19 protein-coding genes are annotated in these 22,045 nt (G+C 41.5%); 12 read left to right on the top strand and 7 right to left on the bottom strand.

Going from position 1 to position 22,045, the window contains the following annotated elements; genetic code table 11:
* The gene (locus G4P69_RS27220) at nt 1–939 is read right to left on the bottom strand and encodes an NAD-dependent epimerase/dehydratase family protein (RefSeq protein ID WP_208344014.1); all 939 of its coding nucleotides are present in this window, start codon (nt 937–939) and stop codon (nt 1–3) included.
* A 423-nt stretch (nt 940–1,362) separates the two neighbouring features.
* On the opposite strand from G4P69_RS27220, the gene G4P69_RS27215 reads away from it, so the two are divergent.
* Nucleotides 1,363–2,616 (top strand): glycerophosphodiester phosphodiesterase, encoded by a 1,254-nt coding sequence (locus tag G4P69_RS27215; protein ID WP_243902553.1) that lies wholly within the window; start codon nt 1,363–1,365, stop codon nt 2,614–2,616.
* Nucleotides 2,617–2,900: 284 nt separating this feature from the next.
* On the top strand, nt 2,901–5,042 hold the full coding sequence (locus G4P69_RS39535; protein ID WP_243903072.1) for a S8 family serine peptidase: 2,142 nt from the start codon (nt 2,901–2,903) through the stop codon (nt 5,040–5,042).
* Between the two features lie 17 nt (nt 5,043–5,059).
* On the opposite strand, the gene G4P69_RS27205 is transcribed toward G4P69_RS39535, so the two are convergent.
* Both G4P69_RS27205 and G4P69_RS27200 read right to left on the bottom strand, forming a co-directional pair.
* On the bottom strand, nt 5,060–5,365 hold the full coding sequence (locus G4P69_RS27205) for a hypothetical protein (protein WP_208344012.1): 306 nt from the start codon (nt 5,363–5,365) through the stop codon (nt 5,060–5,062).
* Complete coding sequence (locus G4P69_RS27200) at nt 5,340–5,972, bottom strand: IS607 family transposase (RefSeq protein WP_208344011.1); 633 nt, start codon at nt 5,970–5,972, stop codon at nt 5,340–5,342. Before G4P69_RS27200 ends, G4P69_RS27205 begins: the two co-directional genes overlap by 26 nt.
* A gap of 953 nt (nt 5,973–6,925) precedes the next feature.
* On the opposite strand from G4P69_RS27200, the gene pipX reads away from it, so the two are divergent.
* The 5 genes from pipX to G4P69_RS27175 all read left to right on the top strand — a co-directional run bounded on the left by pipX (nt 6,926) and on the right by G4P69_RS27175 (nt 12,879).
* The gene (pipX, locus tag G4P69_RS27195) at nt 6,926–7,204 is read left to right on the top strand and encodes a transcriptional coactivator PipX (protein WP_208352508.1); all 279 of its coding nucleotides are present in this window, start codon (nt 6,926–6,928) and stop codon (nt 7,202–7,204) included.
* Nucleotides 7,201–7,872, top strand: coding sequence for a YggS family pyridoxal phosphate-dependent enzyme (locus G4P69_RS27190; protein ID WP_208352506.1), 672 nt, complete (start codon nt 7,201–7,203; stop codon nt 7,870–7,872). Before pipX ends, G4P69_RS27190 begins: the two co-directional genes overlap by 4 nt.
* 505 nt (nt 7,873–8,377) lie before the next feature.
* A complete protein-coding gene (locus G4P69_RS27185) occupies nt 8,378–8,989 on the top strand; it encodes a cell division protein SepF (RefSeq protein ID WP_208352497.1) in 612 nt (203 codons plus the stop codon).
* 273 nt (nt 8,990–9,262) lie between these two features.
* Entirely contained in the window at nt 9,263–10,078 is an 816-nt protein-coding gene (gene proC, locus G4P69_RS27180) for a pyrroline-5-carboxylate reductase (RefSeq protein ID WP_208352487.1), read from the top strand.
* Nucleotides 10,079–10,206: 128 nt separating this feature from the next.
* The gene (locus tag G4P69_RS27175) at nt 10,207–12,879 is read left to right on the top strand and encodes a DEAD/DEAH box helicase (protein ID WP_208352484.1); all 2,673 of its coding nucleotides are present in this window, start codon (nt 10,207–10,209) and stop codon (nt 12,877–12,879) included.
* Nucleotides 12,880–13,007: 128 nt separating this feature from the next.
* Here G4P69_RS27175 and G4P69_RS27170 read toward each other — a convergent pair whose 3' ends face one another.
* Nucleotides 13,008–13,259, bottom strand: a complete 252-nt coding sequence (locus G4P69_RS27170; RefSeq protein ID WP_208352481.1) for a glycosyltransferase family 61 protein — start codon at nt 13,257–13,259, stop codon at nt 13,008–13,010.
* Between the two features lie 1,033 nt (nt 13,260–14,292).
* Between G4P69_RS27170 and G4P69_RS27165 the strand changes: the two genes are divergently transcribed.
* The 4 genes from G4P69_RS27165 to G4P69_RS27150 all read left to right on the top strand — a co-directional run bounded on the left by G4P69_RS27165 (nt 14,293) and on the right by G4P69_RS27150 (nt 17,810).
* Entirely contained in the window at nt 14,293–14,910 is a 618-nt protein-coding gene (locus G4P69_RS27165; protein WP_208352478.1) for a molybdopterin-dependent oxidoreductase, read from the top strand.
* A 322-nt stretch (nt 14,911–15,232) separates the two neighbouring features.
* Nucleotides 15,233–16,150 (top strand): type I restriction endonuclease, encoded by a 918-nt coding sequence (locus G4P69_RS27160; RefSeq protein WP_208346016.1) that lies wholly within the window; start codon nt 15,233–15,235, stop codon nt 16,148–16,150.
* A gap of 293 nt (nt 16,151–16,443) precedes the next feature.
* Nucleotides 16,444–17,451 carry an LLM class flavin-dependent oxidoreductase gene (locus tag G4P69_RS27155; RefSeq protein WP_208352471.1) on the top strand — a complete coding sequence of 336 codons (1,008 nt, stop codon included), beginning with the start codon at nt 16,444–16,446 and terminating at the stop codon, nt 17,449–17,451.
* Nucleotides 17,448–17,810, top strand: a complete 363-nt coding sequence (locus G4P69_RS27150; protein ID WP_208352468.1) for a hypothetical protein — start codon at nt 17,448–17,450, stop codon at nt 17,808–17,810. The genes G4P69_RS27155 and G4P69_RS27150 overlap by 4 nt, the downstream gene beginning before the upstream one ends.
* Before the next feature lie 6 nt (nt 17,811–17,816).
* Here G4P69_RS27150 and G4P69_RS27145 read toward each other — a convergent pair whose 3' ends face one another.
* Both G4P69_RS27145 and G4P69_RS27140 read right to left on the bottom strand, forming a co-directional pair.
* The gene (locus G4P69_RS27145; RefSeq protein ID WP_243902806.1) at nt 17,817–18,026 is read right to left on the bottom strand and encodes a hypothetical protein; all 210 of its coding nucleotides are present in this window, start codon (nt 18,024–18,026) and stop codon (nt 17,817–17,819) included.
* Between the two features lie 231 nt (nt 18,027–18,257).
* Complete coding sequence (locus G4P69_RS27140; RefSeq protein ID WP_208352466.1) at nt 18,258–18,725, bottom strand: SET domain-containing protein-lysine N-methyltransferase; 468 nt, start codon at nt 18,723–18,725, stop codon at nt 18,258–18,260.
* Nucleotides 18,726–19,343: 618 nt separating this feature from the next.
* Here G4P69_RS27140 and nifH point away from each other — a divergent pair.
* Nucleotides 19,344–20,321, top strand: a complete 978-nt coding sequence (nifH, locus tag G4P69_RS27135) for a nitrogenase iron protein (protein ID WP_208352452.1) — start codon at nt 19,344–19,346, stop codon at nt 20,319–20,321.
* 406 nt (nt 20,322–20,727) lie between these two features.
* On the opposite strand, the gene G4P69_RS27130 is transcribed toward nifH, so the two are convergent.
* Nucleotides 20,728–22,045 (bottom strand): Nramp family divalent metal transporter (locus G4P69_RS27130; RefSeq protein ID WP_208352450.1); only part of this gene is annotated, 1,318 nt, incomplete at its 5' end.

The raw sequence follows: 22,045 nt of genomic DNA, 5'->3' as shown, positions 1-22,045 counted from the left end.
TTAACTGGTATACTTAACGGTACTCTCAACTATCCATTCCAAAGATCGAGGCTGAAAACCAAGTTCACGTTTTGCCTTAGCATTCGATGCACCTCGCATTTGGGTGCCGTAGTAGACAGCGTCTGCATCACCAATTTGCAGAGCATCCTCAATTGATACCTCAGGAGGCGGTGGAGCATTCAGCCACTGGGCATAAGCGGGGAGCCATTCACACACTGGTAAAGGGCGATCATCTGTAATCAGGTAGATACCGGGATTGCCTCGTTCTGCTGCTGCAACTGTAGCGATCGCCGCATCGTCAACATGTAACCACGACCATACACCTGCGCCATTGCCAACAATCGGGAATTGTTGCTGTCGCACCTGCCCGGCAACGTCACCATCAGGAGCAAACCAAGTGCTAGGTCCGTAAAAGAAGCCATAGCGGAGGATAATTCCTTCTATATCGGGTGTTTCAAGCACGCTATGCTCGATCTCATTCACAGTGCGAGCATCTGCTGCAACTGCGGGTGAAGCATCGACTGATAGCGGTGTTTCTTCGTCCGCCAATCCATTACCAGGAACTCCCCAGAATGCGATCGACTGTCTCAAGTACCGGCGTACACCTGCCGCTTGTGCTGCTGCTAGCACATTAGCACCCCCTTCTACACGAATACGACGGTTCAGTGGTGCAGCAGCACTCATCGACTCGTTAGTGTAAGTTTTGGGTAGAGCAGTGAGTTGTTCAATCACCACTTCTGGTTGAGCGCGAACAACAGCCGCTTTAACCGCATCTGCATCAAAAACATCTGCGATCGCAGGTTCTACTCCTTGTTCTGCTAAAGTCCTTGCACTTTCAGGAGAACGGGTTAAAGCGACAACATCATGTTTTTGACCGAGCAATTGCCTGATTAGTGGGCGACCGATCACTCCCGTCGCTCCAGCAACAAAAATCTTCATTTATAACCTTTCTCCGTTAGTAAACAACACCCGAGTCACTAAAGCTCCTGTCATGGTCTAGTCAAACATGGTAAGCCTTGCCGCTTACAAGCCCCATCTGCCTTGCGGTGGGGTTATTGACTGTTGTCAAATTTGGGCGCTGGAGAATGGGCACTAGGAATGCACCGGCACTACTATGACGTTTACCGTCCTTTGCAGTAAACTGAAAAAATCCTGCACCCGTTAGGGCGGGATGAGGGCATGAGCGTATGTGACTCAAACCAGAAGTTGAAGTTAAACTCTTGTAAACCTGATTTTAACCTAAAGCTCTGATACTAGAAAGCTTAGACTCTTTGGGTTTTAAGTATGCGTCGTAGAATCAAGGGCTTTTTATTATTTCTGTGTTTTTCCCTAGCATTGTCTGTTTCAGGGATCTTAGGAAATATGAATTTTGCTTCTGGTAAAGCTTTTAAGTTCAATACTCTTAACGGGCAACCTCCTTTAGTAATTGGTCACCGAGGAGGTGGACCTGGGTATCGTCCAGAACATACAATAGGAGACTTAGGGGGCGATCGAGTAGCTTCTAATAACCTAGGTGTTCAGTTTGGTGCAGATTACATCGAACCTGACTTGGTAGTAACCAAGGATGGAGTTCTCATTGTTCGCCACGAGCCTCTATTGGCAACAGTAAAAACAGATAGCAATGGCAATATTGTTTACGATAGCAATGGCAAACCCACTATCCAAGAAGCAACAACAAACGTTGCCGATTTTCCAAAATTTGCCGATCGCCTGACAACAAAATTCCTTGACGGTGCAAACGTCACAGGCTGGTTTGCAGAAGACTTTACCTTAGCTGAAATTAAGGAAATAAGAGCGATCGAACGCTTGCCGAATATCCGTCCTAATAACACTAAGTACAATGGTCTGTTTGAAATCCCTACTTTTGATGAATTTATCAAATTCGCGAAAGAGGCTGAAGCAAAAACTGGTCGGAAAATTGGGATCTATCCTGAAACAAAACACCCCACGTACTTTGCTGAATATGGCAAATATCTTGATGGCACTCCGATCCATGTTAATACTTCACAACTCCTAGTTGATACGTTAGTTGCCAACGGCTATACTGATCCAAGCCGCATCTTTATCCAATCTTTTGAGGTTTCCAACCTTAAAGAATTAAAAGAGAAAATTATGCCAGCTGCTGGGATTAATATTCCTATCGTTCAGCTAATCGATAGCAGTGGCTCTCCTTATGACTTTGTTTACAAAAAGATTCCTCAAACCTACGCCGACATTATAACCCCCGATGGATTGGCACAAGTGAAGACTTATGCTGCGGGGATTGGTCCAGACAAGCGACTGATTGTACCTGCTGCTCCAAAATTAGATGATAAGGGTCAACCGATTGATATTAATGGAGATGGGCTGATCAGCGATGCTGATAGATTCCTGAAACAGCCAACTTCTCTCATTAGTGACGCGCACAAAGCAGGTTTACAAGTCCATCTTTATACTCTCCGGAGCGATTCATATTTTCTCTCTCCTGACTATAAAGGTCAGCCACTTCGTGAGTACAATCAGTTCATCAATTTGGGTATAGATGGTTATTTTACTGACTTTGCCAATGATGGTTACGCTGCTAAGCAAAAGGCGATCGCAAAAGCAGCGCTAACGAACACCAGCACAAGGCTGTAGCGAAATTTAGCAACAAGATCACCTCGTAAAAACCCCAGCTTGGCTTGTGCTGAAGCTGGGGTTTTTACAGTTTCTAAACCTTAAGAAAATCTTAAGAGCCGATTATTTATCTAGAAATACTATCTAAATATGTATTGGTAAAATACAGTAATTTCAGTATTTTTTTCTTCAAATGAAATTCTTGTAAAATCTTGAATTTCTTTCCTATAGCAAGATTTAAGCTACGGAATAAAGGGAAAGTTAAACCTACATTTTACAAACGTAGTAATATTTTTAACTTTTTTATGACCGTAAGCTTGTTTAATCCAAATTTTTATCGTGCAGCAAACCCTGATTTACAAAGTTTCAGTGATGCACAAGCATCGTCGCACTTTCAGAACTATGGTCTGAATGAAGGTCGTGCATTCTCTCCGTTTATTGACCTAAATTTTTATCGTGCCAGCAATAGTGACTTGGCGAGTTTCAATAACCGTCAAGCTTATGACCACTTATCCAACTACGGAGTGCGCGAAGGTCGAAAATTTTCACCTTTTTTCGACCTCAACTTTTATCAACGTCACAACACCGATTTACCAAGTTTTAACAATGAGCAACTGTTCAATCATCTCGAGAACTACGGTGTAGAAGAAGGACGACGTTTTTCACCGCTTGTTGACCTCAAGTTTTATCGGAGTACTAACAGCGACTTATCAAGCTTTGACAACGACCAAGCATTACAACACTTAGAACTTTCTGGTTTGTTTGAAGGAAGGCGTTTTAGTCCATTTGTTGATCTGAATTTGTATGCTTGTGCTAATCCTGATATCGCTAAATTGGGTTGGAATAATCTTCAACTCTTTGAGCATCTAGTAGGATATGGCATCTCTGAAGGACGCAGGTTTTCTGTTTCCTTTGATAGCAATTATTACCGTAGCTATTATTCCGACTTAGCTAAAGCTGGGTTATCCAACACTCAGCTTTTAGAACACTTTGAAGATTACGGCTTAAATGAAGGACGAGCTTCCTCGGAATCATTCCATGTTAAGTACTACCTTGATAATAATTCTGACCTTAAAGCACTAAACTTCAATAATCAGCAAGCTGAGCAACACTTTGAGATTTATGGATTTCGGCAGGGTCGTGTTAGTAGCCCGTTAAAGCAAATTTCCGTACCAGTAGATCCAGGTAGCAGCATAAATAGTGCTTTTAATCTTGGTGTCCTCAATGGTAGCCACAATCTCACCCAATATGTAGGTAGTAACGACCGTGAAGACGACTACCGCCTCACTTTGGCTAATATGAGTAACTTTAGCCTGACTTTAAACTCCAATGTGAATGTTCAACTAGTTGATGTCAATGGCAATACCATAACTACAGGCTCGTACAACTCTTCCTCAAAGTTAAAAACAATGAGTCTGCCCTTAAACTCTGGCACCTACTATATCCGAGTTTATTCTGACAATGGAGTGAATTGTAATTACAACCTAAGCTTATCCGTTACCCCAAAATCTTCACCTGCTGCTGTGTTTAAATCCACTGAAGGATATGGTCTAGTTGATGCCGGGGTAGCAGTCGCAAAAGCTATCGGACAATCAGCTTTTGGGAATGTTGCTAGTTTAGGAGGAAACAGTTGGGAGAACGATCTCATCAACGCACCTGAAGCTTGGGCGAGAGGATATACAGGTAAGGGTGTTGTTGTCGCCGTTTTGGATTCTGGAATTGACTATAATCACGTAGATTTGAAAGATAATATCTGGACAAATTCCAGTGAAATTGCAGGTAATGGCAAAGATGATGATGGCGATGGCTATATTGATGATGTCTATGGATGGAATTTTGTGGACAACAACAATGATGTCTCAGACAAAAACGGCCATGGAACTCATGTCTCTGGTACTATTGCTGCGGAGAATAATAGCTTTGGTATCACTGGTATTGCCTACGACGCCAAGATTATGCCTGTCAAAGTTTTAAACGATCAAGGTTCTGGCTCTGATACTTCGGTTATTCAGGGCATTTACTATGCTGTAAATCACGGAGCTAATGTTATTAACCTAAGTGTAGGTAGTAATGATGCTGACGATTATCTACAGTCAGCTATTCAATATGCTAGTAGCAAAGGGGTGGTTGTCGTTATAGCTGCTGGTAATGATAGTGCTTCAGTTCCAAGTTATCCGGCTCGCTATGCTAAGAATTGGGGAATTGCTGTTGGCGCAGTTGACCAGAATAAGAACATGGCTAACTTCTGTAATCATGCTGGTTCTGATTCTCTTTCCTACGTTACCGCTCCAGGAGTCAATGTCTATTCGACAATTCCAGGCAATAATTATGCTTATTACAGTGGTACGTCAATGGCTACCCCTTGTGTTGCAGGTGTTGTTGCCTTGATGCTCAGTGCTAATCCTCACTTAAGTCCTTCTCAAGTTAGAGATATTCTCATAAGCTGATACTTTTAACCTGAACATTATTGATCATTGCTGACCAACTCAAGTACAACCTCGTTATCAGAGACAATAAACTTATCTTGTTTGTTGGTTTTAGACCATGCTGTGTAAGCTTCAAACAATGCATTGTCTAACGCGTGAGCAATACCTAATTGTTTACACCAAGTTGGAATAATTTCTTCCCCTAACGTTTTACAGAAACTTCTAAATGCTTTTTTGCCCGTAGTTTTCTCCCCCTTTGTGTTGATGTAATTAAAGCCTTGGTGCTTGTTCAGGTATGCGATAGCGTTGTTGTAGACCCTACGATAAGCATGTATCCTCTGCATCCATACTTTTTTTGTCTCCCCTTTCGGGTAAACGCGGTAGCTCAGAGTCTTCTTTAATTTTTTGCTTGTACTTTCTGAGTCCGTAGAGTCGGCAACTAAACACCTGGATGATGGCGAGAATATCTTCAACCATCTCGCGTTCTGGGCTAAGTGCATTGTTGTTGAGAACCAATATTTCACATTTACTCCGGCTTGCAAACCATGTGACAAGGTCGAACCCGAATCTACAAAGTCTGTCTTTATTGGTAACGACAACCATTCCGACATCGCCTGACAAAATTCGTTCCAATAAGGTGAGCAAACCTTTTCTTTTGAAGTTGAGTCCACTTCCGATATCTTGGATGACTTCACAACCGGGATACTTAGAGACAAGAAACTGTACTTGTCTTTCAATGTCAGCTTTCTGACTGCGGCTGGAAACTCTAGCGTAAAGGATTGTCGGCTTATCGGATGGTTGAAGATTGATAACTGAATCGATGTCGTATCTTCTTTGTCCGTTCGGCGTTTTAATCGTTTTGATTTTTCCCGCTTCGTCCCATCTAAGCAGGGTTCTAAGTGTAACCCCAAGCTTAGCTGTTGCCACTCTGGCTGGTACATAATTTGGCATTGATTAAATAACTTACTGTGTATTAACACTATACAAGTAATAGTACTAAATGTCAAACAATGTACAGTAAATCATAGGCTAGAAATTAACTCTTCTACCCACTCAAGTGGAACTTGAAACCGCACATCCTCCCTTTCGAAAAGCGAAGGATTTTCCTTTATATCCCTTACAGGGTTTTAGATGTGTAGTGATATTTAAGCGAATTGGTATTAGAAGCAGTACGCTGCAGCATGATTTACAGTTCACATGAATCTCTGCACAAAGCCCAAGTACAACTTAAGACACTAGTACCACAAGGCGGAATTCAAAATTCAAAATTCTGTTAGGAATACAGCGTAGGCTTTTCAGAGATTTTGAATGGTATGCTTATTTACGCCGCAGTGTACTAGCAATCTTAAATCATAGGTAATGGGTATGAGGCATTAGGTAACGGGCGTGAGGCATTGGGTATTGGGTAGAGGAGAAGAAGAAATATATCGGTAAAATCTATGTCTAGCAGGAAAAAAGCCAACACTAAGTTGGTTTTGCTTTCTTTCCTCCCCTGCTCCCCCCTTCACAAGGGTAGGTTTTTTACATCCAGGTGTTGGCAAGACAAGGAGGACAAGGAAGGAAAGCAGACAAGGAAGTTTTTTTACTCCTAGTTGGTTTAAAACTAGTACATATATTTAGATCTTATGTTTCTTCCTTGTCCTCCTTCTCCCCTAGGTCTACCTAGTCTCACCCGTCCCAGATGTATCTGTAAAAAACCTACACCTGTGAACTGCTCCCCCCGCTTCCCCTGCCTCCCCTGCCTCCCCTGCTCCCTGCCCCCTGCCCCCTGCTCCCTGCCCCCCAACCCCTATTCCCAACTTTTTGGCATTTTTGACAAAAATTTTGGCGAAAGACAGTTATCATCGATCGTCTAGATATTTGAATTCAACTCCAAAACATATATACTCCTACCGTCGCACTAAATGAACCCAGAAAACTCGGAAACTTACATAAATCATCCAACTTGGGGTTTACTCTATAGGATATGTATAGTGGATGAAAATCAAGAGTTGTTCACCACACTTTACGCACAGCGCTTATTCTTTTTGGTAGCGACTGATGCTAAGGGCCTTAAATTTCAGTCTATAGGCCGTACTGAAGCAAGAATGTTGCTGGAAAATCGTTTACGTAACCTTCGTCGCGGTGGACAATCTCAAGAGTACAATCAGCTTCAGAGTGTTTTCCAACGCACATTCCAATGAGTAGTCTGATTACCGAACGTATCACGGCCATTCGTTCCTCACTCCCAGCTTCAGTTAGGTTAATTGCTGTTACAAAGCAAGTTCCTACTGAAGCAATCCGTTCTGCTTACGCTGCAGGAATTAGAGATTTTGGGGAGAGCCGTATCCAAGAAGCAGCCAGCAAACAAACCGAGTTAAAAGATTTGTCAGATATTACATGGCACTTTATAGGGCATTTACAAACCAATAAAGCTAGAAAAGCCATTGAACACTTCAAGTGGATTCACTCAGTAGATAATTTAAAGCTGGCAGAGCGTTTGAACCAATTGGCTCAAGAGCTAGGAGTAAGTCCTCTAGTTTGCCTACAGGTGAAAATTCTACCCGATCCCAACAAATCCGGCTGGAGTGTGCCTCAACTAATAGCTGATTTACCAGCACTTAATCTATGTAAAAATTTACAAATTCAGGGATTGATGACAATTCCCCCTTTAGGATTAAAGGATTCAGAAATTCTGGATGTATTTAATCGTACCCATCAACTGGCAAAAGAAATTCAGGAACAAAACTCGCCTAACATTCAAATGCGTCATCTTTCAATGGGAATGTCTGGTGATTACCAACTAGCAGTCCAAGCAGGTTCAACGATGGTAAGACTCGGAACAATCTTGTTTGGAGAACGAGCCTTATGAGGGCATAGGGCATAGGGCATAGGGCATAGGAGAAGAATTCGTTGTTGGTAAATCTGTCTTTGGCAAGGAACTCTATACTGCTCCAATTAAGCCTTTTTTTCTCCCCTACCCATCACCCAATGCCCAATGCCCCAATGCCCCATGCCCATCTCAAAATGAGTATGATTTCAGATAGAACGTGAAAAAGTTGTAACACTTTGAACAGTTACATATTAAAGGTTATAGTATTTACAAAAGGAAACGTAGATTAAAATACGGGGTGAAACAAGCTTTTCATTAAGAATTCTTTGGGATATAATTCTGACTCATTATTGTGTTTAAACCATGCTTATGGATGTAAACCCATACATAGGCTTTTCAGGGGGCGTTAATTGATAAACGGAATTCGTAGTAAATGCTACAAATGGCAAGAATATTGCTGTGTCCACCCTCTGTAGCAGTTTAAATAGATTAAATCAAATTCTGCCAGGGCACTCACACGAGATTGGCACTAGGAGCGTAAATCATGAATAGTATTTTTTCCAAGCTAAGAGATTTCGTTGGTTTAAACGAGCCAGTAGAATATGAGTACTATGAGGAGGAGCCAGATACACAAAGCTATCAAAATCTATATCAGGAACAAAATCCTCATCCTCATCCTCAACCTGTTGTACCACAAGAACCTGCTCCTCAAAATCGACGCTGGCGTGAACCCATGCCTACGATGGGAGAAGATGTAGCCGCCGCAACAGGATCAAAAACTATGAGTAACGTTATTGGTATGCCAGGAGCAATTAATGGAATTTCAGAAGTCTTGGTGCTTGAACCACGAACTTTTGAAGAAATGCCTCAAGCAATTCAAGCTTTGCGAGAACGCAAGTCAGTGGTATTAAATTTGACAATAATGGATCCTGATCAGGCACAACGAGCAGTAGACTTTGTTGCTGGCGGGACTTATGCTCTTGATGGACATCAAGAACGTATTGGCGAGAGCATCTTTTTGTTTACACCAAGCTGCGTACAAGTAAGTACTCATGGTGGAGTTCTTCATGAAGTGCCACAACCACCTGTACGTCCATCTCGACCAACAGGTACAAACCCAGTGTGGGGAAATGAGGTTAATCGGATGGCCCAATAAAATATAGGGCTTTTCAATACGCTTTAACCATTAAAATTATCAAATTAAGTATCGGTGTGAATCTTCAGGACAGGAAAAATAGTCTGCTATTCCTCTGCTTGTTGAGGTTTAACTTAACTCCATCTAAATCCCCCACCCATTATCAAGTAGGGTGGGGATGAAAAATGGGGCTGGGGCAAAGACAAAGACATCCTCGCCCTGCATCAAACGCCGGGTTGCTGAAGAAATGGGGTGTTAGAGGAATACATACTAGTTTGAGTGGAGAACATTAATTTGTCAGTCAGATTTGGCTTAATTGGTGGCGGGGTTATGGGAGAAGCGCTCCTATCCTGCCTTATTGCTCGCGGTATTTATAAGCCGTCAGAAATCCAAGTCAGCGAACCTGATCTCTACCGTCAAAGTTTTCTGGAGGATCGATTTAAGGTTGCTGTGACGGCAGATAATCGTGTACTTTTCTCTCAAGCAACAGAAGTTGTCTTGTTGGCAGTAAAACCCCAAGTTTTTAGCGCGATCGCTCAAGAATTAGCAGATGTTGTCGCTACAATAGAGTCAAAACCACTAGTCATTTCCATATTGGCTGGTGTGTCTTTAAGCCAGCTTGAAACTGCTTTCCCTGAGTTGCCAATAATTAGGGCTATGCCTAATACCCCGGCAACAGTTGGAGCAGGAATGACAGCAATATGTCTAGGTGCTTATACCAAACCGAACCACCAAGAAATAGCACGAAATCTCTTTTCAGCGGTGGGGGAAGTAGTAGAAGTATCAGAAGTTCTGATGGATGGAGTTACAGGACTATCAGGATCGGGTCCAGCTTACGTAGCAATGCTTATAGAAGCGCTCGCTGATGGAGGGGTGGCATCAGGTTTACCTAGAGCGATCGCTAATGTCTTAGCATTACAGACCGTTCTCGGAACAGCTACTCTCCTGCAAGAAACCAAAATACACCCAGCAGAACTAAAAGACCGTGTTACCAGTCCAGGGGGGACAACAATTGCTGGCATTGTCCAATTAGAACGATCTGGATTCCGTTCAGCTATAATTGAAGCAGTAAGAGCTGCGACAGCCCGCTCCCAGGAATTGGGAAAGTAGTTAGTTGTTAGTAGTTAATGGTTAGCGGTTTTCAAGAACCAACAACCAAACAATTAATAGTTAATAATTAACTAAGTTGACAAAAGAGCAGTTAATATAGTAAAAAGTCTGGTTGCAATTGTGATTGAGTGAATTACCCCGCGCTGTGTCCAGAAGTTGACCCAAATTCAATATTTCCGTTTCAGCTGGATCAATTCCAGAACGATGCGATCGCTTCCCTCAATTCTGGAAGCTCTGTAGTTGTTTGTGCGCCCACCGGTTCAGGAAAAACATTAGTAGGGGAGTACGCCATTTATCGCGCGTTGGCACGAGGAAAACGAGTATTTTACACAACTCCCCTAAAAGCACTATCAAATCAGAAACTACGTGACTTTCGCGAAGAATTTGGATTTGATAATGTCGGGCTACTAACCGGAGATGCCACTATCAACCGAGACGCATCGATCTTGGTGATGACCACCGAAATTTTCCGTAACATGCTTTATGGAACACCTATCGGGCAAATAGGTATTTCATTAGTGGATGTAGAGGCAGTGGTATTAGATGAGTGCCACTACATGAATGATCGCCAACGCGGAACGGTTTGGGAAGAATCCATCATCTATTGCCCTCATGAAATTCAACTGGTAGCCCTTTCCGCAACAGTTGCTAATAGCGAGCAACTAACTGATTGGTTGAACCAAGTTCATGGTCCAACTGATTTAATTTATTCTGATTTTCGTCCAGTTCCTTTGGAATTTCACTTTGGCAACACCAAAGGATTATTTCCCCTACTGAATGACCAAAAAACTCAAATTAACCCTCGTCTATTAAAGAAAAAGAAAAAGGGAGATAAAGATAGGGGTAAAGGTGGTAGACCAGAAGCTCCTAGCATAATAGATATTCTCAACCAGCTGCAAGAGCGGGATATGCTCCCAGCAATTTACTTTATCTTTAGCCGACGGGGATGTGATAAAGCAGTTGCAGAAGTTGGTAATTTGTGGTTGGTAAATCCAGACGAAGCATATCAATTGCGAGTTCAAATTGATGAATTCCTAAGCCGGAATCCTGATGCAGGACGTTCTGGACATATTGCACCCCTTTACCGAGGAATTGCAGCTCACCATGCTGGTATTTTACCCGCTTGGAAAGTACTGGTAGAAGAACTTTTTCAGCAGGGATTGATTAAAGTAGTATTTGCTACTGAAACACTGGCGGCAGGAATTAATATGCCAGCCAGAACAACCATAATTTCTACACTTTCCAAGCGTACCGATACCGGACACCGCCTGTTAAATGCTTCTGAGTTTTTGCAAATGGCAGGAAGAGCTGGGCGTCGAGGAATGGATGAACGAGGACACGTAGTAACCTTGCAAACTCCTTTTGAAGGAGCAAAAGAAGCAGCGTATTTAGCAACCTCTAAACCAGATCCCTTAGTTAGTCAGTTTACGCCAAGTTATGGCATGGTACTGAACTTACTGCAAACCCATTCTCTTGAAGACGTCAGAGAGCTGATGGAACGCAGCTTTGGGCAGTACTTAGCAAACTTACACCTACGACCACAGTACGAGTATATTGCCCAGCTAAAAACACAACTTGCCGAACTTCAGGCGCAAAGTAGAGTCGTTGACGAAGCCGAAATGGCTTATTATGAGAAACTGCGACAACGCCTAAAAGTAGAGCAAAAACTCTTAAAAACGCTTCAACAGCAAGCACTAGAAGCCCGACAAGAAGAATTAGCAATGATGTTAGGTTTTGCCGTGTCAGGGACGCTGTTAAGTCTTAAGGGAAGACAAATAACATCATTTTTGCCTATAACAGCAGTGTTAGTAGGGAAAGCACCAAGTTTGAGTGATAGTCCTTATCTGGTATGCTTGGGGCAAGATAATCGCTGGTATGTGGTAACAGCCTCAGATGTTGTGGATTTGTACGCTGAACTTCCACGCGTCGATGTGCCGCCTGATTTAGTACCACCAGCAGATTTGCCGATAAAATCTGGTCAATCGCGTCGTGGTGATGAATTTTCAGCAGCGATCGCACAGGCAATTCCTGATCCAAGAGAGTCTTTGAAGATGCCGCCAGAAGTGGTAGAACAACTCAGTAGAGTGAGTGCTCTTGCAAAAGAATTACAAGCTCATCCTCTTTATCAATCAAGCACTATTGCTACTGCTGCTAAAAGCAAAACACGCGCTGCCGAATTAGAAACAGAAATTCAACTGTTAGAAGCACAAGTACAGCAACAGTCCCAACGTCACTGGGAAGAGTTTCTCCATCTGGTTCAAATTTTACAGCACTTTCAAGGATTAGATAACCTACTTCCTACACAGCTTGGTCAAATTGCCGCAGCAATTAGGGGAGAAAATGAATTATGGCTAGCTTTAGCACTAGCCAGTGGCGAACTTGAGAACTTAGATCCTCACCATTTGGCAGCAGCAGCAGCAGCTTTAGTGACAGAAACCCCACGTCCAGACAGTAGGGTTAATTTTGATCTCAGTGATGAAGTTGCAGAAGCTTTGACAAAGTTGCGGGGCATTCGTCGCCAGATTTTCCAGTCACAACGTCGGTATAACGTGGCTTTACCTATATGGTTAGAGTTTGAGTTAATTGCTTTAGTAGAACAATGGGCGTTAGGAATGGAATGGGTAGAACTGTGCGACAATACCAGCCTAGATGAAGGTGATGTGGTGAGAATTCTACGTCGAACATTAGATTTATTATCCCAGATTCCTCATGTACCCTACTTGTCAGAATCCCTGTACAAAAATGCTAATCGTGCTATGCAGTTGATTGACAGATTCCCTGTTAATGAGGTGGTTGAATGATTAACAGTTAACAGTTATCAGTTATCAGTTATCAGATAAGCTTTTCCACATTTAAGTTACATTTACTCTATTAGTCGGAAAAGCTTAAAACCCTATGTCCCATGCCCCATGCCCCATGCCCCATGCCATCATAACAACATATCCAACAATGCTTTAAGCTTATCTAAAGATACATAAAAGTCTCTATTTCTATCTTCTCTGTTACTCCAGCCAGTTGCAATGACTGTGTTTGTATCTTTTATATTTAACCCTGGCACTGAACCTGTTAAAAAAGCATAATTATGTCCACAAGAGTTTGCTAAAGTCCAGTAGCACCCATCAACTTGATTTTTAGTTTTAGGAAACATTTCCTTCAGAAGATAGAGGATAAAATCCATCATAATTATTTTTACTAATAATCTTTGCTTTACTAAGACACGATAAAAAAACTTCGGATATTTTTCTATATTGAGTCGTCTTGGAATAATAAACCTGAAATTTCTTCAGTTCTATCTCATCCAAACTAATGGGAAATTTTCTTTGAATTATTTCAGGTTTTCGGATTAAAAGGTACCAGTCTCGAGGAAGAATTTTCGTTTCTTCTTGATTTGGAAAAACTTCAATCTCGGCACACCATTTTTTTAACGTAGTAGGCTTACTACCTAAAATATATTGATGAATGATTTGCAAGTAAGAAATAAATTTTAATAATCTGGTTCTAACTTTAAATTTAGTCCTAATTTCTTTCAAAAAAAACATTTTATTGTACCAATTTTCGACTATTTGAATCATTTTTACGTAAGTCGCCAAGAATAATATGAATTAAGTAAAATCTGTAGACGGCGTTAGCCTATTTACAGGGTAGCGTAGCTTAAATTTTTCATACATAGTGTGTTGCCGTACGGGACAACATAACAACAATATTAGGGAGCTTTATACTGAAAAAAATTTACACATTTATCTGCCGCGAAAACTTGCACCCAACGGCAGCCACCCCTACATTGGAATTTTTTGACTTAGCTTGGAATGCACCAAATTGACTTAAAAATAGCAGAGTGCTAGAGGAGCAGAGGATAAAAATTTTTATGTGTCTTAATGTACCTATTTCGTATCAGATTGCTTAGTAAAAAGATTTGTAATCTTTTGTTTATCGCCTGATAATTTACTCAGTACTTAATTTTTTACTTTGACTACTTAGCGAGGATTTAATATTTACTTAATTGCTTGATATTTGCTGGCATAAGTGTGTTCATATTCATTTAAAAAACGATATACCTACTTTGTTGGAGAAAAGTGTGCCCTGATACAATTATTGTGCTTTTGAGTGTGATAAATTTAACACTGAGGAACACTTCTTAGTATCAATAACCAATAGTTTCTGCGCTAGAACTATTGGTTTGTTTTCTCACTCGTCATAATAACTAAAGTTGGTATATGCATATTTCTCGCCGGATTGCAATTGTATCGTTAACGCTATCAATGTTAGGTTTAGGACAGCCTACTTTAGCAGAAAAGAACTACTCTGCCTCGGAACAATATACACAGTGTCTTGGTGGCACTTCAGAGAAATTTCGCGTGAGTGGTCAAGTTAAGGAAAGCAAAACTTTTACCTTATCAGATCTCCAAGCATTGCCAGCCTCCAAAGTCACTGTTACTTTTGCTTCAGGACAAGGTCAAGAAACCCATACTTATATTGGGGTACCACTATGGCAGCTGATTCAGTCTGTGGGAGGGCTTAAAACCAATACAAATGTAAACAATGTAAAAAATTACTTCCTACGACAGTACGTCGTCGCAGAAGGTACAGACTGTTATCAAGCAGTTGTGGCAGTGGGAGAAATTGAACCAAACTTTGAAGGTAAGCAAGTGCTCGTTGCATATGCAGAGGAAGATTCATCCAATAATCAAACACTGCTAACAGATCAAGGTTTTGCCCGTCTAGTAGTGCCAGGTGATCAAAAAGGTGGACGTTACGTGAGCAACATTAGACGCATCGTCGTGCGATCGGCTCCAGATTTGAGCTCTAAACCTCACTATTTCGCACAGCCTTAATCCAAACGCGTTGGTTCGTAGTTGCGCTTCAGCGCTATAGACACAAAGTAGCTTCCCGTAGGGTAGCGCGACTACAAACTAAATCCTCTACACTCCAGTACTCATATTGAAAACTGCACCCGAAGGCGGTAGCGCTTCTCTATCACATTCAGCTTGAGCAGCAATTACCAACAAAAATGGTAAAATAGCAGCAATCGATACTATTTTTGCGACTAATATAAGCTTAGATGGTTACTAAACCGACAATATAATCGATTGAGAATATACCAACCACCGTCAGCTAGACAGATGTATTGACAAAAAATTAGCTTTTCTAGACCTTATGAGGAGTGCTTCTATAAGAAGAACAGCTGTCAAACTCAGTAATTTTCCTATCAAGCTTCGTCACCACTTTGGTTTTACAGTATTTTCTGTTGCTTTTCCTGATTTACTGACTTGGTTTGAGGTTCTTGGTTATACAGTTCTATTAGAGCCAGATATCATCTTAGGTAGACACAAGGGAGAACGAAGCAACTACACTGAGGTAGTTTTGGTCGATCGCTTAAGTCAGGCTTTGCGGCAGATTAACCCGACAATACCATCAGACATCATATACTCAGTTATCTGTCAAGTTACTTCTATAGAAGCTCCTGATGTGCTAGGAAATAACCGTCGCTTTCATCAACTTCTAACTGAAGGAGTTGAAGTTGAATATCTCCTTAATGACAAAATAGTCCGTGACAAAGTGTGGCTGATAGATCCGTCTAATCTAGCAAAAAATGACTGGTTAGTAATTCATCCGTTTACCGTTGTTGAAGGTAGTTATGCTCACTGTCCTGATGTAGTTGTCTTTATCAATGGGTTACCGTTGGCAGTTATAGTAAACATTAACCCGGGGAAAGAAAAAAAACCGCTTAAAATCGCTAAAGAGCGTCTTGAAACTTATAGACAACAGATCCCAAAATTGTTTAACTACAATACATTACTGGTCATTTGTGCTGGAAATTACGCACGAGTTGGTACGTTAACTTGTGAAAGTCGAGAATTTTTTCCTTGGCACACGATTGATGGCGAAGATTTTCCACAGTCAGGAGCTAGTGAGTTAGAGGTGCTAGCTCAAGGGATTTTTGACAAGCGACGGTTCCTAGATTTGGTGAAGCACTTCATTGTTTTTGAGGAAACAGAAGACAGGATTAATAAAAAGTTAATTCGCCGCCCTTTTTGTACGTTAAAAACTAGACTGAAAATGTCTCTCAAGTAAGAAACTACTTAATAGAGTTCAAAAGTAAAAATTGACTCTTTATAAAAGAGAATTCAGAAGTCAGGAGACAGGAGTCAGAATAAATGCTAGTTAAAGCCTCGTCTACTCGTTATCGAGACAAGAGTTGAAACTTTTCTTAAAACACTATCCGTATCCCTTTATGGATAGTGTATTCTGACTCCTGAATTCTGACTCCTGACTCCTTTTTATAAAACAAGTGTGCTTCTTCAGTAGAACATACAGACAACGCGGGAATGGCGTAAGTCCTATCTACAGTCATTAACCCAAAACAAATGAAAACCGGACTTTTTTGCACCTACGAAAACCATCACCAAGATCCTCGTCGTAGTATCTTTGAGCAACTTGCACTAGTAAAACATGCAGAATGCCTAGGCTTTGAGTCAGCCTGGGTAACAGAGCATCATTTCAACGAATTCAGTTGTAGCCCTTCAATTTTGGTACTGATGGCACACTTGGCGAGCATGACGACAACTATCAAATTGGGTTCAGCCGCCGTGTTGCTAGCATTTCACAACCCTATAAATGTTGCAGAAGATATTGCTACGTTAGATAACTTGTGCGATGGACGGCTCATCTTTGGGATTGCTAAGGGTGGTCCCTTTCCTGGACAAAACAAGCATTTCACAACACCCACGAGTGAATCCCGTGCCAAAACACTAGAAGCACTGACGTTGATCCACAAGCTTTTGTATGAAAATGATGTATCGTTTCATGGAAAATATTATGAGTGCAACAGCGTCACAATTTATCCAAAACCATTTCAATCAGATATACCCGTCTATATAGCAACTAGCGACGATGAAGCGATAGGTTTTGCTGCTGCTCATTCATTTGGGTTAATGGGGGGACCACCTTTTTCCTTAAATACACTCAAAAGCAACGTTGCTAAATACCGTGCTTTTAATTCGAGTGGTGCTGATAAACTCATGCTAGCACGGTTCTTTTTTGTTGGTCGCACTTATGATGAGGCAGTTAGTGAGGCGTTACCTTTTATCCGTACTTTTAGTAAAAGGATGAAAGCTTTTACTGCAAGCCAACAAAATGATGGGAATGACAGTCACCATCTCAAACTATTGAATACTCAAAAAAGTGTCTTTGATGAAGACTACTTAATTGAAAATTCTATTATTGGTGATGCAGTGACTTGTCGGGACAAAATTAAAAAGTTTCAGGACGAATTAAACTTACACACCATAGCACTGAAACCGTCCTCGTTTGAGCTTCAAAAAAATCTTGAAAGTTTGACCCGTTATAACCAGGAAGTGCAAAATTATATATGACTAGATCTTTTCTTCCAGCAGATGATTTGCCACCAGTAAAAGCCACATTGCTTGATGAGATACTCATGCGGCAACTTGCAGAAGCTATCGGTAGACATTTTTACCAATCTTGTGCTTCCACGGTACGCGTTTTATTGTCATATTGCCATTGGTATTTCAAGGCTAATTCTTACCCAATCACGTTAGTTATTTTCTGCTACGACATAGAAAGTTACTGGCATATCATCAATGTTATTCCTCTTATCGTCAACAGCTTAAAGCAGTTTTCTAACAGTGCCAAAATTCACCTTTCTCCTCCAGCTAATATGGGAGTACCTTGGGACGTTGCGGTAGATGGAATATCCAATGATGAAGACTAGTTTATCTCAAACCCATTGAGTATCAAATGCATCTTGCCCAGTGCCATAGATCAAGTCCCCGTATGAACGCCACTGGGCAAGTTCTTGAGAGGAAAGTGGAGGTGCATCGAGAACAGAAAGATTTTCTTCTAATTGCTGTATCGTTTTAGGGGCGGTGAGTGCTAAGTATACTGAGCGATCGCCTTTGGCGGCTCCTAAAGGAGCATCGCGCAGCACATAGCGATAACAATCAGCTGCAGTGGGTGCTTTGTGTTCCCAGTTAGGATGTCCTTTTAACAGTGAACCCCAACGAGTGCAGGTGAAAGCTACTACAGGTTATTAATATATATTGACAAAGAAACGTCACGTCTAAAGTTATGCCCCCTAGCTTGGACAGTAAAAAGCGATTCGACTTAAGGTTGGGTAGAGCGCATAAGCGTTACCCAACAAACCCTTATAGATGTTGGGTTACCCTGGGGGAAGCCGCCTTTTGAGGTAATCGGCGATGAACTCACCATACTTTTTCCTGATTTCCACAGGGAGGAATTTGAATCCAAGGGGTTTTAATCTACACTCAGGGGAGCCACAAAGACATTTTGAAATTGCAATGGAAATATACTCTGTTGTTTCATAGTCCCATGTAATCTCGCTTCCATAGGGAATATCAACCAATGCAACGAAATCGTAACCTCCAAATTTATTATTCCGAACCCCTGTGTTTGGGCTACAAGAATGATTAATTAATTGTGCTGGTTCATCTAATTCTATATGTAGGTCAAAATCCATCTGGAAAGAGTGCTTAGTTCTGTCTGGCAGGATCTTGATTCGGTGTCCAACCACCACAGTCTCTCCTTTACGAAAGAATCGGTTTGCAAAAACGCTTTTTCCTTTATTTGTTACTTTTACGATGTATGGTTCAAGAGTTAATTTGTTCATTGTTGTTAGACGATGTCTTAAAAGCTACGCGAGCAATAAACGAAATTATATTCTCATGGATTACCTCGATAGTTATCTACTAACAGAAATAATCCTTTAGGTGTGCTCTTCAATTTTTTTGGCAAATAAATTAGCTATTGGCAAAAAAATTGGCTAACTGTATGTTATGGTTAAAGTGTGAATAAAAAACGCAAAAAACTTTAAGAAGAAATTGATCTAAACTCAATACTCCTTAATTTGCTCTGCTGAATCCGCTTCAAATCTAGATACAACAACTATAGAGATTTAGACAATTTATTCGTATAGAAACAGTCATATTTGTACTGCTGCTTACAAATGATTGCAGATATTCTCTGCTTTCTAAAGCAAGCAACTAAATTCAGGTGGATCCTGAGTTGGTGGAACTGTTTGTAATGCGAGGAACCTGCTCGCTAAATATATTCACATCAGTGTCTCGCTGACACTATATAGCATTAATAGGAAACATTGTTATGTTCTTTCATCCAACTCTTGCTGCTGTAGAGCGATCGCCTCCAGCGACGTTCTACATGCGGTGACAACCGTAAATTCGCAGCACAAAAGCCTCATCAACGACGAAACACATTAGGATAACGCATCATGTCCGACGAAAACATTAGACAAATAGCATTCTATGGCAAAGGTGGTATTGGTAAATCTACCACTTCCCAAAACACCCTTGCAGCTATGGCAGAAAAGGGTAAGCGCATCTTGATTGTGGGATGTGACCCGAAAGCCGATTCCACCCGATTAATTCTGCACTGTAAAGCTCAAACGACTGTACTGCACTTAGCTGCTGAACGAGGTGCAGTGGAAGATCTTGAACTCGAAGAAGTCGTAATCAACGGCTTCCGGAACATCAGATGCGTGGAATCTGGTGGTCCTGAACCTGGTGTTGGATGCGCAGGTCGGGGTATCATCACTGCCATCAACTTCTTAGAAGAAAATGGTGCTTATCAAGATGTAGATTTCGTCTCCTACGACGTATTGGGTGACGTTGTGTGCGGTGGTTTCGCGATGCCAATCCGTGAAGGTAAAGCTCAAGAAATCTACATCGTAACCTCTGGTGAAATGATGGCGATGTTTGCAGCCAACAACATTGCACGAGGTGTTCTTAAGTATGCCCACACCGGCGGCGTGCGTTTAGGTGGATTGATTTGTAATAGCCGGAAAGTTGACCGAGAAATCGACTTGATTAGTACACTTGCAGCACGGTTAAGCACCCAAATGATTCACTTTGTACCGCGTGATAACATTGTGCAACACGCTGAATTACGCCGGATGACCGTCAACGAGTATGCACCTGATAGCAATCAAGCGCACGAGTATCGCACGTTAGCCGACAAAATTATCAACAATGATTTTCTCGCTATTCCTACACCAATTGAGATGGATGAACTCGAGGCGTTATTGGTTGAATTCGGTATCCTCGAAAGCGAAGAAAATGCTCAAAAGCTGGTCGGTATATCCAAAGATCAAGAAGAAGCCGAGAAGAAGCAAGAAGATCTTGAAGGCGAAGCGTTAGAAGCAATTAAAAAAGGAAACGTCGAAATAGTTGCTGCTGGTGAGAAGAATTAAGGTTTTTAGGTGATTTCCAAGAAAGAAAATACCTGGGAAATGCGAGTTTCGACTTCGCTCAACTCGCGATCTCTCAGTTGGTTGAGCGAAGCCGAAACCAACGGCGGTGGTATATTTATTTCTGTAAATCACCTTACTTCTGGAATAAGCAACCAATGAGGCTCTTTAAAGCTGCTCTTTTCAAAGTATTTCTCAAAAACTGGAGGTTTTTGATGGTGAATAGATAAATAATATTTCCGTATCTAAGTACGTAGGCGTATCAACATTAATCTGTCAATGTTTGAACGTTGAAGTTAGTTACTCCTGTAGTTTTGTATTTTCTCCTTCGATTTTATTGGTTGGTTCTGTATGTTTTCAGGAATGGGTTATATGGATTTCCCATTCCTTTTTCCCTATTGCCGATTATTCAGGAGCTATGATGGAAAAGGTTTGAAACGCTTTGCGAGATAAGCCAAAGATTCAAAACTGCAATTATAAATGCGATACTCCACGAAACTAGTTTCAACCACAACGGGTTAACGAACTCACCCATTAACCGGCGATCGCTAGTAAACATGACTAACGGAAAGACAGCAAACGAAAGCTGGAAGCTTAACAGTACCTGGCTGAAAATCAACAACTTGTTAGTACCACCTTCTCCGAACAACACAATACAAATCAGAGTAGGGATAATTGCTGCTAGTCTACTAATTAGACGGCGTAACCAGGGAGCAACGCGCAAATTTAAAAAGCCTTCCATGACAATTTGTCCTGCCAAGGTTGCCGTCAGAGTTGAACTTTGACCAGAAGCGAGTAAAGCCAAGGCAAAAAGCAAACTAGCAACCTTCACCCCTAAGAGAGGAGACAGCAATTTGTAAGCATCTTGAATTTCTGCTACTTGTTGATGACCAGAAAAATGAAAGGTGGCTGCAGCGACTATTAAAATTGCTGCGTTAACAAACAGCGCCAAAGATAAAGCAATAGTTGAATCTATTGTACCAAAGTAGATTGCTTCTCGTTTCTTTTCTGGAGTGCGTTGCCAAGCTCGTGTTTGCACCAGTGCAGAGTGTAGATACAAGTTATGGGGCATAACAGTAGCACCCAAAATGCCTAGAGCAACATATAACATTTCCTGTTTTTGGACAATGATTGCTTGAGGCACGAAACCTGTGATAACTCCAGCCAAATCAGGGCGTGCAAAGAATACCTCCACCAAATAACACAATCCAATGCTTGATACTAAGGTAATAATCAAAGCTTCAATGTACCGAAAGCCGTAGCGCTGTAGTGAGAGTAAGAGTATTACATCCAAACTGGTGAGGCATACGCCCACTATCAAGGGGATGTGAAACAATAATTCTAGAGCGATCGCGCCGCCGATCACCTCCGCTATGTCCGTTGCAATAATGCCGATCTCGGCAAGTATCCACAACAAAATGTTTATTCTTCTGCTAAATTGGTACTGACAAGATTTAGCTAAGTCTCGTTCTGTTGCAACTCCCAGACGCACACACAGACCTTGCAACAAAATAGCAATGAAGTTAGAAAGCAAAATTACACTTAAAAGTGTATAACCAAACTGCGCTCCACCTGCAATGTCTGTAGCCCAGTTTCCAGGATCCATGTAACCCACGGAAACTAAATAGCCAGGTCCCACGAAAGCCAGGAGCTTACGCCAGAAGCTTTTGCCTTCGGGAACGGAAATGCTGCGGTGAACTTCAGGAAGACTGGGACTGGGTTGTGTT

Source organism: Aetokthonos hydrillicola CCALA 1050, assembly GCF_017591665.1.
Classification (GTDB): Bacteria; Cyanobacteriota; Cyanobacteriia; order Cyanobacteriales; family Nostocaceae; genus Aetokthonos; species Aetokthonos hydrillicola.
Note: the sequence above shows the minus strand (reverse complement) of the source record. Positions and strands in the feature narration are given on the sequence as shown.